This window comes from Bacillus sp. LQ01, assembly GCF_057624735.1.
In genome coordinates this window covers 997,069-1,011,403 of sequence record NZ_JBYEZL010000002.1, presented here as the reverse complement: position 1 = coordinate 1,011,403, position 14,335 = coordinate 997,069, and the positions used below count along the sequence as shown (strand labels likewise).

Here is a 14,335-nt window from a genome sequence, read left to right as displayed (position 1 = left end):
ACATAAAAATATATATAAATCATATTTTTACATAACAAAAAAAGCCAGTTAAACTGGCTTTCGCTTATTGCTGCTCTTGTTTGTTTTCTTCTTTAGCAGCTTCTTTTTCTTGCTCTTCTTTTAGCAATACTTTTCTAGATAGATTAACACGACCTTGCTTGTCAATCTCGATAACTTTAACCGTAATTACGTCACCGATTTTTACAACGTCTTCTACTTTACCTACACGCTCAAGTGCAAGTTCAGAAATGTGAACTAATCCATCTTTACCGCTGAATAATTCAACGAAAGCACCGAATTTCTCAACACGTTTCACTTTTCCTTCGTAGATTTCACCTACTTGTACTTCGCGAACGATATCTTCGATAATTTTCTTAGCTTTGTCGTTCATTTCTTGGTTTATTGAAGAAATGAATACTGTGCCATCTTGCTCGATGTCAATTTTAACGCCAGTTTCTTCAATAATTTTATTGATTTGTTTACCGCTCGGTCCGATAACGTCACGGATTTTATCTGGATTAATTGTCATTGTAATAATCTTTGGAGCGTACGCTGATAATTCAGTGCGTGGCTCTGGAATAACAGATAACATATGATTTAGAATGTGCACACGACCAACTTTCGCTTGTTGTAATGCCTCTTCTAAAATTTCACGAGATAGACCATCGATTTTAATGTCCATTTGTAGTGCAGTTACACCTTGTGCTGTACCTGCTACTTTAAAGTCCATATCACCTAAATGATCTTCCATACCTTGAATATCAGATAAAATTGTGTAATGCTCACCAGTTTTAACTAGACCCATTGCAATACCTGCAACTGGAGCTTTAAGTGGAACACCAGCATCCATCATTGCTAAAGTACTACCACAAATACTTGCTTGTGAAGTAGAACCATTTGATTCTAAAACTTCAGATACAAGACGTACTGTGTATGGGAAATCTTTTTCAGATGGAATTACAGGCTCAAGTGCGCGTTCTCCTAGTGCACCGTGACCGATTTCACGACGACCTGGTCCACGCATTGGTCTAGTTTCACCAACACTAAATGATGGGAAATTGTAATGGTGCATAAAGCGTTTTGATTCTTCTACACCAAGACCATCTAAAATTTGCACATCGCCTAATGCACCTAATGTACAAATACTTAATGCTTGTGTTTGTCCACGAGTGAACAAACCAGAACCGTGTGTACGAGATAAAATGCCAACCTCTGATGCTAATGGACGGATTTCGTCACCTTTACGGCCATCTGGGCGGATTTTTTCAACTGTAATAAGACGACGTACTTCTTCTTTTACAATTTTATATAAAATCTCATTTACTTGTCCTAATGTATCAGCGTCAGCTTCCTGCGCTTCGTAATGCTCAATAACACGCTTTTTCACTTCGTTAATTGCATCTTCACGTGCATGTTTCTCATGTACTTGAATTGCTGAATGCATATCTTCTTCAGCCATTTCACGTACAGCTTGGTTAAGATCAGCGTCAACTTCATAAAGTTTCACTTCTGATTTCTCTTTACCTACAGCTTGTACAATCTCTTCTTGGAATGCAATTAGACGTTTAATTTCGTCATGACCAAACATAATTGCTTCTAACATTGTTTCCTCAGGCACTTGATCTGCTCCTGCTTCAACCATGTTAATTGCATCTTTCGTACCAGCTACAACAAGGTGAATATCACTTTGTTCTTGCTGTTCTACTGTTGGGTTGATAACGAATTCGCCGTTAATACGACCAACTGTTGCACCCGCGATTGGACCTTCAAATGGAATATCTGAAATCGATAACGCTAATGAAGAACCAAGCATAGCTGCCATTTCAGAAGAACAATCTTGATCAACACTCATTACGATGCTGACAACTTGTACTTCGTTACGGAAACCATCTGCGAAAAGTGGACGGATTGGACGGTCGATTAAACGACTTGCCAAAATTGCTTTTTCACTTGGACGACCTTCACGTTTAATGAAACCGCCAGGAATTTTTCCGACTGCATATAAACGCTCTTCATAGTTTACTGTAAGTGGGAAGAAATCTACATTTTTTGCTTCTTTTGATGCAGTTGCTGTAGATAGAACCGCTGTATCGCCATATCTTACTAATACTGCTCCGTTCGCTTGTTTTGCAAGCTGACCAGTTTCAACTGTTAGCTGGCGACCAGCTAAATCTATCGAGAAGACTTGCTTTTCTTGACTCATTTAAGTACCCCTCTCAATTTAAAGTATTCAATTCTTCTATGTAAATGGATAGTATATCACAATATTCTACCTCTAGTATTGCCTAAAATTAAGTAAGCTATAAAGCGTAGAAGATATATTTTTACCTAACAAAAAAGCGGGAATATTCCCGCTTCTTTGACTATCGACGTAAGCCAAGCTTTGTGATTAATTCACGGTAACGTGTGATATCGCTATTACGAAGGTAAGTTAGTAAGTTACGACGTTTACCAACCATCTTTAATAGACCACGACGTGAATGATGATCTTTCTTGTGAGTACGTAAGTGCTCGTTTAGAGTGTTAATTTGCTCCGTTAGGACAGCAATTTGAACCTCTGGAGAACCAGTATCAGTCTCATGAGTTCTAAATTGTGCAATGATTTCATTTTTACGCTCTTGTGTTAAAGCCATCCTATTTCACCTCCTATTAATTAAACCCCCAATTACCTAGCAAGCGTCGGTGAGTCGCAATGCCAAGCAATGGTTGTCATAAAGTACATAACATAGAATACTACTTTTCATTTGAAAAAGCAAGTATATTCTTTTCGCTCACAAAATATTCTTGGGCTGTTTTCTTATCTTTTGCGATTTGTTCAACTAACTCATCAATACCGTTGAATTTCTTTTCTGCTCTTATACGCATATGCCACTCTACTGTAACATTTTGATCGTATATATCTTTGTTAAATTCAAATAAATGCACTTCAATTGATAATTGACGCTCATCTTCTTTAAAAGTCGGTTTATATCCAATATTACATACACCATCGTACCATTCACCGTGAACTTTTAATCTCACTGCATAAACACCTACAGGTGGCAATAAATACTCATCACTTAAACCTACATTAGCTGTTGGAAAACCAATTTGACGTCCACGTTTGTCGCCGTGTATAACTGTTCCCGCTACAGTATAGGCTCTACCTAAAATAGATGGAATTTGCTCCATTTCGCCATTTCGAATTAACTTTCGTAATGCTGTAGAACTTACTTTCTCTTCTTGAAATTCAACTTTTTCAATCACAGTCTGTGTAAACTCCCCTCTTGCATGAAATGGTAAAGTCTCCATCTTTCCTTTTCCTAAACGTCCATATGAATAATCAAACCCCGCTACTACATGCTTTACATTTAAACCAATAATATAATCATCTACAAATTGTTGCGGTAATAACCCTGCAAATGATTCATCAAATTTAATTACATATAATATATCGATTCCTAAGCTTTCGACTATTTTTTCTTTATCGCGCATCGGTGTAATATACTCCACATGCGCATCCTTTTTTCCTAAAACAACAGATGGATGAGGATGAAATGTCATAACTGCACTTTTATATCCTCGGTCGTCCGCTATTTTTTTCGCAGTTCGAATTACACATTGATGTCCTAAATGAATGCCATCAAAAAATCCTAATGCCATTACAGTAGGTGGTAATTCTAATTTATTTTGTTCATGTGGATGAGTTAAATGAATAAGTTTCACGCTTGAATTCACCTTTTTCTGTAATAATCCTTCCAATAATTCATTATAGCTTTAGTTCTTGATTATTCACAAGTACTTTCATCGGCTTTAACATACCAGGATGTTTCGGATGATGTTCATAAATTGCTAAGCAACGATCATTTTTATCAAACACTGTAATAAATGGTGCTGTTATTTCTAATTCATTTTTTAAGAACATACCATTCTTTATTTTCTCTGCTTGCTTTTCATCTACAACCATTTTTGGAAACTTACTTAATGCTTCATCAATTGAAATGAAGATAGACTCTACTGTTCCATTTTGCACGTTTTCTTCAATTTCTTCAAATGATATGCAATCTTCTAATAAAAATTCACCAGATGCCGTTCTTATAAGGTGCGACATATGTGATGGGAAACCAAGTTTTTCCCCGATCATTACAGCTAACGTTCTTACATATGTTCCTTTACTACACGTTACACGGAAACGGAATGAAATATTTTCTCCTTCAAAAACTTCACGATCATCAAGTAATATGAATTCATGAATTATAATTGTACGAACTGGACGTTCCACCTCTTGCCCTGCTCTTGCATATTCGTATAATTTTTTCCCGTTTACTTTTACAGCCGAGAACATTGGTGGCATTTGTTCAATCGTGCCTGTTAATTCCGCAAGGACTTTCTCTACTTCCTTACGAGTAATAGTACGATCTACATTTTTCGTTTCAACAACCTCACCAGAAGCATCTTCAGTTGTCGTTGAAAACCCTAATGTTACTTCACCTTCATATGTTTTCGTTTCACTTGTTAAAAATTGTGCAATTTTCGTTGCTCTTCCAACGCAAATTGGTAATACTCCTGTTACATCAGGGTCTAATGTTCCCGTATGACCAATTCTCTTTTCTCGCAATATCTTTCTTAATTTAAATACACAATCATGTGATGTCATGCCTTTTGGCTTATGTAATAATACTACACCTTCCATATATGTTCACCTCATCATAATTCTCTCGTAGTAAATATCCAAAACTTATTTTGCATTGAAAAAATGGATAGACAAATGTCTATCCATTATTCTTCACGTTTACCGTCTTTATTAATTTCATGTAAAAGTGTATCAATTCGATGACCATATCCGATAGACTCATCAAACTCAAAGGTAATTTCTGGTGTTTTACGAAGACGAATACGTTGGCCAATTTCTGAACGAATAAAGCCTTTTGCCTTCGCTAAACCTTTTAAAGTATTTTCTTTCTGTTCTTCATCACCTAAAACAGAAATATATACTTTAGCAATTTGTAAATCACCACTCACTTGTACATCAGTTACTGTAACAAATCCAATACGTGGGTCTTTAATTTTACGACTGATAATGTCGCCTAATTCTTTTTTCATTTGCTCGCCCACACGGTTCGCACGTAATTTCATAACTCTTCACCTCATTCAATACCATTCCAAATGTGTTATTGTACGTTCAATTTCAGGAAATGAATCGATGTACTCAAGTACACGATTCATTTCTTTCTCACAGATAACACGATTTGAGGATACGGAAACAACTGCAATTTCTGTACGTTGCCATACATCTTGGTGCCCAACTTCAGAAACAGCTACATTATAGCGCTGTTTTACACGAGTTAACACACGTTGTAAAATTGCACGTTTCTCTTTTAAAGAATGCACATCGTAAATCATACACTCGAATGAGAGTGAAGCGATAATCATCGCTTCACTTCTTCCATAATGTACGCTTCAATGATGTCCCCTTCTTTAAGATCATTATATCTCTCAATTGTAATACCACACTCATAGTTTTGTGCAACTTCTTTTACGTCGTCTTTGAAACGTTTTAACGTATCAAGTTGTCCTTCGAAAATTACTACGCCGTCACGGATAATACGTACGCCACTATCACGCGTAATTTTACCGTCTGTTACGTAACAACCTGCGATTGTTCCAACTTTTGTTACTTTAAACGTTTGACGAACTTCTGCTTGACCGATTACTTTTTCTTCGAATTCTGGATCAAGCATACCTTGCATAGCTGCTTCAATCTCTTCGATTACTTTATAAATAATACGGTGTAAACGAATATCAACGTTCTCTAATTCAGCTGTACGCTTCGCGTTCACATCTGGACGTACGTTAAATCCAATTACAATTGCATTAGATGCAGAAGCTAAAATGATATCAGATTCTGTAATCGCACCTACACCAGTGTGAATGATTTTAACTTTTACGCCTTCAACATCAATTTTACGAAGTGATGCTGCCATCGCTTCAACAGAACCTTGTACGTCTGCTTTTACGATTAAGTTAATTTCTTTTACATCGCCCTCTTGGATTTGTTGGAATAAATCTTCAAGGCTTAATTTAGATTTCTCACCACGTTGTGCAACTAACGCTTCTTGTGCACGTGATTCACCAATTTGACGAGCTTTCTTCTCATCAGCAAATGCCATGAAACGATCTCCAGCCTGTGGTACTTCGTTTAAACCAGTAATTTCAACAGGAGTTGATGGACCAGCAACTTTTACACGACGACCAATATCACTTACCATTGCACGAACACGTCCGAATGAAGTTCCAACAACGATTGGATCTCCAACTCGAAGCGTACCATTTTGAACAAGTAATGTCGCGATAGTTCCTTTACCTTTATCAAGCTGTGCTTCGATTACTGTACCAGTTGCATAGCGGTTTGGATTTGCTTTATATTCTTCTACTTCACTTACAAGAAGGATCATTTCTAGTAAGTTGTCAATGCCTTCGCCTTGAATTGCAGAAATTGGTACGAAAATAGTATCTCCGCCCCAAGCTTCTGGAACTAATTCATATTCAGTTAGTTCTTGCATTACGCGATCAGGGTTTGCAGCTGGTTTATCCATTTTATTCACAGCAACAATAATTGGTACTCCTGCTGCCTTCGCATGGTTAATTGCTTCAACCGTTTGTGGCATAACACCGTCATCCGCTGCAACAACAAGGATTGTAATATCCGTTACTTGTGCCCCACGAGCACGCATCGTTGTAAATGCTGCGTGACCAGGTGTATCTAAGAATGTAATCTTCTTATCGTTTACTTCAACTTGATATGCACCGATATGCTGAGTAATTCCACCCGCTTCGCCTGCAGTTACTTTTGAGTTACGAATAGAATCCAGTAATGTTGTTTTACCATGGTCAACGTGTCCCATGATTGTAACTACAGCTGGACGTTCTTTTAAGTTCTCTTCATCATCTTGCTCATCAATGAATGTTTCAAACTCAGTCTCGCTTACAATTACTTCTTCTTCTACTTCAATACCGTAGTCGTTAGCAATTAACTCAATTGTATCTTTATCCAAGTCTTGGTTAATTGTTGCCATAATTCCAAGCATGAAGAGCTTCTTAATAATTTCAGATGGCTCTTTGCTTAATTTTTTAGCAAGATCTCCTACTGTAAGGCTTCCAGAGAAAGTAATTTTATCTGGTGTTTCTACAATTTGAGTTTGTTGTCTACCAGCAAAGTTCTCTTGACGTTTGTCTTCGTTTCCTTTGCCTTTTTTCTTTTTCTTATTGCTGTTCTTTTTACTGCGAACAACTTTTTCTTCTACTTCAAACTCATCTGCAACAGAAGGTTTTTCAGTTTGATATTCATTATCTAATTTATTTACTACTTCATCGTCTAACATTGTCATATGATTCGAAACCTCGATATTCATTTCTTTTAGTTTTGTCATAAGATCTTTACTTGAGATATTATGTTTTTTTGCATATTCATGCACTCGAATTTTACTCATACCTTCACCCCCGGTAATTTGTATCGAGCATGCTACGCAGCTTTTTCGCAAAGCCTACATCTAACACAGCTACAACGACTCGCTCATCTCTCCCAATCGCATGCCCTAATTGTTGTCGATTTTCGACCTTTCTCATTGGTACGTTGTAGTACGTAGTTTTATCTGTGATGCGTTTTGTAGTATTTACTGACGCATCTTCAGATAGCAATACAAGTTTTGCTTTGCCACTTCGTACTTCTTTTAAAACGAGTTCTTCACCCGAAATAATTTTCCGAGCCCGGTTTGCTAGTCCTAAAAACGATTTCCAATCGGACACTTATTTCGACTCCTTCTCAACAAGCTCAAGAAGCTCTTCATATAAAGAACCGTCGATTTTCGCTTTTAGATGATGTTCCAAAACATTTTTCTTTTGAGCTTGAAGAATGCTCTCCTTGTCCTTCGACAAGTAAGCACCTCGTCCTGATTTTTTCCCAGTTAAATCAATGGACACTTCTCCCTCTTTGGAACGAACAATGCGAACGAGCTCTCGTTTTGATTTCATTTCTTGCGTTGCAACACATTTTCGTAACGGAACTTTTCGATTGCTCATACTCATCACCTCTATTCGATTTCGTCTTCCACTGAATCGAATCCAAATGCGATTACGCTATCTTCTTCTGTTACAATACCAAGTTGTTTCGCATCAGACTCACTCTTAATATCAATTTTCCAGCCTGTTAATTTAGCTGCAAGACGTGCATTTTGTCCACGCTTACCGATAGCTAATGATAACTGGTGGTCTGGAACAACTACTGTTGTCGCTTTTTCTTCTTCATCTACAAGTACTTTAACAACTTGTGATGGGCTTAATGCATTTGCAACATATTCAACTGGATCATTTGACCAGCGGACAATGTCAATTTTTTCACCTTTTAATTCGTCTACAATGCGTTGTACACGTTGCCCTTTTGGTCCTACACAAGAACCAACTGGATCAACATCAGTGTTCTCTGCATATACAGAGATCTTAGAGCGATCGCCAGCTTCACGTGCTACAGAACGAATTTCTACAGTTCCATCATAGATTTCAGGAACTTCCATTTCGAATAAACGTTTTAAAAGACCAGGATGTGTACGTGATACGTAAATTTGTGGTCCTTTTGTCGTTTTTTCTACTTTCGTAATGAATACGCGAATACGATCATGTGGTTTGTATTGCTCATTAGGCATTTGCTCACTTACAGGTAATAAAGCTTCTACTTTTCCTAAGCTTACATAGATGAAACGAGCATCTTGACGTTGTACAATACCTACCATAATATCTTCTTCACGGTCACTAAACTCAGAGTAAATAACACCGCGCTCTGCTTCACGCACTCGTTGTGTGACAACTTGTTTTGCAGTTTGTGCTGCAATACGACCAAAGTCTTTTGGTGTTACTTCAATTTCTAGTACGTCACCATCTTGGTAGTTTGGATTAATTTGTCTTGCTTCCTCTACAGAAATTTCAAGACGTGGATCAAACACATTGTCTACTACGTCTTTACGTGCTAAAACTTGAATTGTTCCCACTTCTGGGTTAAAGCTCACACGAACGTTTTGTGCTTGATTAAAATTGCGCTTATAAGCAGAGATTAAAGCTGCTTCAATCGCATCAATAATAATGTCTTTGCTAATGCCTTTTTCAGATTCTAATACGAGCAAAGCATCTAATAACTCAGTGCTCATGAAGATCCCCCTTCTAACTAAAACGTAACAGCAAGTCGCGCATTTGCGACTTTATCCATCGAAATTTGGATTTCTTTTTTACGTGTTTTAATTGTTAATAATAATGTTATTGTTGTACCATCGTAAGAAAGCAGTTTTCCTTCAAACATCTTTTCACCATCAATCGGCTCATATGTTTTAATTGCCACTTGTTTTCCTACCGCTTGCTGGAAGTCTTTTTCTTTCTTTAATGGGCGTTCCGCTCCAGGAGATGATACATCCAAAAAGTAAAGATGAGGAATTGGATCCTCTTTATCTAAAGCTTCGCTTAAACGTTCACTTACCGCACCGCATTCTTCAATGTCGACTCCCTTTTCAGAATCGATGAATACGCGTAAGAACCAGTCTTGTCCTTCTTTCACATACTCTACATCTACAAGTTCAAGATTTAACTCTTCAACGATCGGCTGCGCAAATGCTTCTACAACTTCTGTGACTTTCTTATCCATAAACAGCCTCCTTCCTGCCGTCATGTACCATTTAAAAGAAGAAGACCCCGCCACTTTAAAAACGGTCTATCTTATTCTTTCTCGTTAGCTAACAAAAGCCCCTGCTGTTCAGCAGGGATTATCTGTCTTAGTATTACCAAATTTAAGAAGTAAAACTTGTAACAAAATATGTATATACGACAGAAATCTTTTACCTATCTACGTAGAGAAAACATAGATAGTAACACGAAAGAGTGGGTTTCCCCACTCTTTTCTTTACACAATATACATGACATGGTTATCTCGGTTAATAGTATATCATAGGAAATGTTGATTTGCAAAGACTTTTCCTACCTACTAGAACAGTGATAACTGGTTTTGATCCGGTAAATCTCCTAAACAACCTTGACTATCTAAATACTCAATAATTGTTTTCGAAACCTTACTACGCTGCTGCAAGTCCTCTTTTGATAAGAAGTCTCCATTTTTACGTGCTTCCACAATACTTAAAGCTGCGTTTGTACCAAGACCAGGTACCGCATTAAATGGAGGAATTAATGTGTCTCCATCAATAATAAATTCTGTTGCATGTGAGCGGTATAAATCCACCTTTTGGAATGAGTATCCACGCTCACACATTTCAAGTGTCATTTCTAGTACTGTTAATAAACTTTTCTCTTTCGGCGCTGCATCCAATCCTTTTTGAGCAATTTCATCAATTCTTGCACGTATAGATGCTGAACCTTTCGCCATTGCCTCTACATCAAAATCATCTGCACGAACTGTAAAATATGCGGCATAGAATAACAGTGCAAAATGTACTTTAAAGTATGCGATACGTACAGCCATAAGTACGTAAGCAGCCGCATGGGCTTTAGGGAACATGTATTTAATCTTCTTACATGAATCAATATACCAACCTGGTACATTATTATTTTTCATGTCTTCTTCCCATTCTTCCGGTACACCTTTACCTTTACGAACCGACTCCATGATTTTGAAGGCTAATGATGGATCTAGACCTTGATAGATTAAATATACCATGATGTCATCACGACAACCGATAACTTCGCTCAGCGTACATGTACCGTTATAAATTAACTCGTTTGCATTACCAAGCCATACGTCAGTACCATGTGATAGTCCAGAAATTTGGACTAACTCTGAGAATGTCGTTGGTTTTGTCTCTTCTAACATCTGTCTTACGAATTTTGTACCAAACTCTGGTATACCAAGTGTACCTGTTTTACAGTTAATTTGCTCTTCCGTTACCCCTAACGATTCTGGACCAGAGAAAATTTTCATTACTTCTGGATCATCCGTTGGGATTGTTTTCGGATCAATACCACTTAAATCTTGTAACATACGAATAACGGTCGGATCATCGTGTCCTAGTATATCAAGTTTTAATAAGTTATCATGAATCGAGTGGAAATCAAAATGCGTTGTTCTCCATTCAGCACCAATTGAATCAGCTGGGTACTGTATTGGTGAGAAATCAAAGATATCCATGTAATCTGGCACAACGATAATACCGCCTGGATGCTGTCCTGTTGTACGTTTTACACCGGTACACCCTGCTACTAAGCGATCAATCTCTGCATTTCGAATCGTTAAGTTATGATCATTTGCATAACCTTTTACATATCCGTAAGCAGTTTTTTCCGCAACTGTACCAATCGTTCCTGCACGATATACATAGTCTTCACCGAACAGTACTTTCGTATAGTTATGGGCACGTGGTTGGTATTCCCCGGAGAAGTTCAAATCGATATCGGGCACCTTATCTCCTTTAAATCCAAGGAACGTTTCGAAAGGAATGTCATGTCCATCTTTTACATATGGAATATTACAAGCAGGACATTCTTTATCTGGTAAGTCAAAACCAGAACCTACAGAACCATCATTAAAGAATTCTGATTGCTTACACTTCGGACATACATAGTGTGGTGGTAATGGGTTTACTTCTGTAATTTCCATCATCGTTGCAACAAATGATGACCCTACCGATCCACGCGAACCTACTAGATATCCGTCTACTAACGATTTTTTCACAAGCTTATGTGAAATTAAATAAATTACGGCGAATCCATGCCCAATAATACTTTTTAATTCTTTTTCTAAACGTGCTTCTACAATTTCCGGTAGCTCTTCACCATAAATGCTACGCGCCATTTTATAACTCATATCACGCGTTTCATCATCAGCACCTTCAATTTTCGGTGTGTATAGATCGTCTTTTACTGGATGCACATCACCAATTAATGACGCAATCTTTTGTGTATTTGTTACAACAACTTCTTTCGCTTTGTCTTCACCTAAGAATGAAAAACATTCTAACATCTCATCAGTTGTACGGAAATGTACTGGCGGTAATGAATGTCGATTTAACGGATTGGCTCCGCCCTGCGAACTGACTAAAATTTTACGATACATCGCATCCTCAGGGTCTAAATAATGCACGTTTCCTGTAGCAACAACTGGTTTATCTAACGTCTCACCTAGTTTTACTAAGTTAGAAATAATTGTTTTTAATTGACCTTCGTCTCGAACAAGCTCACGTTCTACTAAATGACGCAACACCTCTGGAGGCATTACTTCAATGTAATCATAGAACTGGGCAATTTCTTCTACCTCTTCAGGTGCCTTTTGCATCATTGCCTCGAACACTTCACCTTTATCACAAGCCGTTCCTACTAAAATCCCTTCACGATATTTTTTTAATAGTGATCTCGGCACACGTGGTACACGGTAAAAGTAATTAAGGTGAGAATATGAAACAAGTTTATATAAATTTTTCAATCCAACATCTGATGTGGCAAGTAACGTCATATGACTTGGACGGCCACGCTTATACGCATCCCCTTGTCCCATGTTATCATTTAATTGATCGTGATATTCAAATCCCTTTTCAATTACGTCTTTCAACATTTTCACAAGTAAATATCCCGTCGCTTCTGTATCATAAATCGCACGGTGATGTTGTGTTAATTCAATATCAAGTTTTTTACACATCGTATTTAATCGATGATTTTTCATTTCTGGGAATAAAAATCGTGCAAGTTCTAACGTATCAATAACTGGATTATTCGTTTTTTCTAGTCCAGCCTTTTTAAAACCTACGTTAATAAAGCCCATATCAAAGCTCGCGTTATGGGCAACAAGTGTATGGTCGCCCATCCATTCCTCAAACTTTTTAAACACTTCGTCCACTTCAGGTGCATCAGTTAACATATCATCCGTAATACCTGTCAATTCAATAATCGTCGCTGATAATGGTTGATGTGGATTTGCGAAAGATTCAAAGCGATCAATAATTTCGCCACCCTTTACTTTTACGGCAGCCAACTCAATGACTGTATCGTATACAGCTGATAAACCTGTCGTCTCAACGTCGAAAACAACATACGTTTCCTCTGCAAGTAAACGATGCGCTTCGTTATACGCTATCGGTACACCATCATTAACTAGATTTGCTTCTACACCATATATAACTTTAACACCAGCCTTCTTCCCTGCAGAATACGCCTCTGGGAAGGACTGAGCCACGGCATGATCTGTAACCGCGATAGCCTCATGTCCCCATTTACCAGCTTGAGCAACAAGCTTAGAAACTGGAGTGACAGCGTCCATTTGACTCATCGGAGTATGGAGATGCAGCTCTACTCGTTTTTCGCCTTCTGGTGCTTTATCTTTACGAGACGGTCCTGTTATTTCATTAATATCATTTGCAATCATTACTAAATCTCGAACGAATGTATCGTTTTGAACAGAACCACGCGCTTTCACCCACATTCCTTTTTTCAAGGATTGCAGCATTGGAATATCTTCTTTGTCACGCGAGAACATTTTGATCATAATAGAATCCGTATAATCCGTTATTTTTAAAGTTAATAACGTACGCCCACTACGAAGCTCTTTTGTTTCTACATGGAAGACATATCCTTGAACCGTTTTTCTTCTTTCTTCATCTTGAATTTCTCGCATCGGTGTAATCTCTTCATCTGGCTTAATAAGATACCCGAGTGTAATCGGTCCTTCATACACAACGCTGCTTTCTTCAGCTTGCTTCTTCGCCATTTCTTCCATAGCTTGTATAACACGCTCACGGTCTTCTTGCTGCGTTTGTTCACGAAACTTTTGCATTTCTTCTGTATTTTGCTGTATATGTGTGTCTAACTGAAAACGCGGGAATCCAAAAACTTCGTATTGATCCCCTACTGGTTTCGCAACGTTTTTCTTTAAAGCCGTAGACTCCAGCTCGTTATTTACATTTATTAACAACTTCACTCCATTCACCTGTGGAAGCTGCTTCTTTAAGTATGCGAACATAGGTGAAAATGTAATTCGTTCCGTACAAAGCGGCCAATACGCCCTCACTTCTTCTTCTGTAAATTGTTTATTCTCTGTTTCTAATGCAAATGTTGTTCTTGCAATATGAGAAAATGATTGCTTAAGCTTTGTTTCTAGCAATTCATATAATTCTGTAGGCAAAATACGTGGCACTTGTAAATCAAAATGCCAACTTTTATTCGTTTTATCAATAACGAGCCTTTCAATACCACCGCCTTGTAAATATTGATTTATAAGGTCGTCTGGTATTTGCAACTGCTGGAGCAAAATTTGAAATCGCTCTTGTTGTTCATTTGTTAAAGACATAAGCACTCTCCTTCCATTTGCTATTATAAATTG

12 protein-coding genes are annotated in these 14,335 nt (G+C 37.7%); all 12 read right to left on the bottom strand.

Features of this window, described 5'->3' with window-relative positions; genetic code table 11:
• Positions 1-64 precede the first annotated feature (64 nt).
• The gene (gene pnp, locus AC22L0_RS17710) at positions 65-2,203 is read right to left on the bottom strand and encodes a polyribonucleotide nucleotidyltransferase (protein ID WP_000076737.1); all 2,139 of its coding nucleotides are present in this window, start codon (positions 2,201-2,203) and stop codon (positions 65-67) included.
• A gap of 160 nt (positions 2,204-2,363) precedes the next feature.
• On the bottom strand, positions 2,364-2,633 hold the full coding sequence (gene rpsO, locus AC22L0_RS17705) for a 30S ribosomal protein S15 (protein ID WP_001229392.1): 270 nt from the start codon (positions 2,631-2,633) through the stop codon (positions 2,364-2,366).
• Positions 2,634-2,733: 100 nt separating this feature from the next.
• Complete coding sequence (ribF, locus tag AC22L0_RS17700; RefSeq protein WP_000766704.1) at positions 2,734-3,705, bottom strand: bifunctional riboflavin kinase/FAD synthetase; 972 nt, start codon at positions 3,703-3,705, stop codon at positions 2,734-2,736.
• A 43-nt stretch (positions 3,706-3,748) separates the two neighbouring features.
• Positions 3,749-4,672, bottom strand: coding sequence for a tRNA pseudouridine(55) synthase TruB (truB, locus tag AC22L0_RS17695; protein WP_087967423.1), 924 nt, complete (start codon positions 4,670-4,672; stop codon positions 3,749-3,751).
• Positions 4,673-4,758: 86 nt separating this feature from the next.
• Positions 4,759-5,115, bottom strand: a complete 357-nt coding sequence (gene rbfA / locus AC22L0_RS17690; protein WP_000776437.1) for a 30S ribosome-binding factor RbfA — start codon at positions 5,113-5,115, stop codon at positions 4,759-4,761.
• Positions 5,116-5,130: 15 nt separating this feature from the next.
• Positions 5,131-5,412 (bottom strand): DUF503 domain-containing protein, encoded by a 282-nt coding sequence (locus tag AC22L0_RS17685; RefSeq protein WP_000582367.1) that lies wholly within the window; start codon positions 5,410-5,412, stop codon positions 5,131-5,133.
• Positions 5,409-7,469, bottom strand: a complete 2,061-nt coding sequence (gene infB / locus AC22L0_RS17680; protein ID WP_000036343.1) for a translation initiation factor IF-2 — start codon at positions 7,467-7,469, stop codon at positions 5,409-5,411. Before infB ends, AC22L0_RS17685 begins: the two co-directional genes overlap by 4 nt.
• A gap of 4 nt (positions 7,470-7,473) precedes the next feature.
• A complete protein-coding gene (locus tag AC22L0_RS17675) occupies positions 7,474-7,785 on the bottom strand; it encodes a YlxQ family RNA-binding protein (RefSeq protein WP_001286524.1) in 312 nt (103 codons plus the stop codon).
• A complete protein-coding gene (rnpM, locus tag AC22L0_RS17670) occupies positions 7,786-8,058 on the bottom strand; it encodes an RNase P modulator RnpM (RefSeq protein ID WP_000071127.1) in 273 nt (90 codons plus the stop codon).
• Positions 8,059-8,069: 11 nt separating this feature from the next.
• Positions 8,070-9,176, bottom strand: coding sequence for a transcription termination factor NusA (gene nusA, locus AC22L0_RS17665; protein ID WP_000102604.1), 1,107 nt, complete (start codon positions 9,174-9,176; stop codon positions 8,070-8,072).
• A 17-nt stretch (positions 9,177-9,193) separates the two neighbouring features.
• A complete protein-coding gene (rimP, locus tag AC22L0_RS17660) occupies positions 9,194-9,664 on the bottom strand; it encodes a ribosome maturation factor RimP (RefSeq protein WP_000359096.1) in 471 nt (156 codons plus the stop codon).
• A gap of 336 nt (positions 9,665-10,000) precedes the next feature.
• Positions 10,001-14,302 (bottom strand): PolC-type DNA polymerase III, encoded by a 4,302-nt coding sequence (locus tag AC22L0_RS17655; protein ID WP_087967422.1) that lies wholly within the window; start codon positions 14,300-14,302, stop codon positions 10,001-10,003.
• Positions 14,303-14,335 lie beyond the last annotated feature (33 nt).

Excerpts from the sequence above, each read along its gene's own strand:
- rimP (WP_000359096.1), bottom strand. The coding sequence starts at position 9,664 with ATGGATAAGAAAGTCACAGAAGTTGTAGAAGCATTTGCGCAGCCGATC.
- truB (WP_087967423.1), bottom strand. The coding sequence starts at position 4,672 with ATGGAAGGTGTAGTATTATTACATAAGCCAAAAGGCATGACATCACAT.
- rbfA (WP_000776437.1), bottom strand. The coding sequence starts at position 5,115 with ATGAAATTACGTGCGAACCGTGTGGGCGAGCAAATGAAAAAAGAATTA.
- AC22L0_RS17655 (WP_087967422.1), bottom strand. The coding sequence starts at position 14,302 with ATGTCTTTAACAAATGAACAACAAGAGCGATTTCAAATTTTGCTCCAG.
- infB (WP_000036343.1), bottom strand. The coding sequence starts at position 7,469 with ATGAGTAAAATTCGAGTGCATGAATATGCAAAAAAACATAATATCTCA.
- AC22L0_RS17685 (WP_000582367.1), bottom strand. The coding sequence starts at position 5,412 with ATGATTATCGCTTCACTCTCATTCGAGTGTATGATTTACGATGTGCAT.
- nusA (WP_000102604.1), bottom strand. The coding sequence starts at position 9,176 with ATGAGCACTGAGTTATTAGATGCTTTGCTCGTATTAGAATCTGAAAAA.
- rpsO (WP_001229392.1), bottom strand. The coding sequence starts at position 2,633 with ATGGCTTTAACACAAGAGCGTAAAAATGAAATCATTGCACAATTTAGA.
- pnp (WP_000076737.1), bottom strand. The coding sequence starts at position 2,203 with ATGAGTCAAGAAAAGCAAGTCTTCTCGATAGATTTAGCTGGTCGCCAG.
- rnpM (WP_000071127.1), bottom strand. The coding sequence starts at position 8,058 with ATGAGCAATCGAAAAGTTCCGTTACGAAAATGTGTTGCAACGCAAGAA.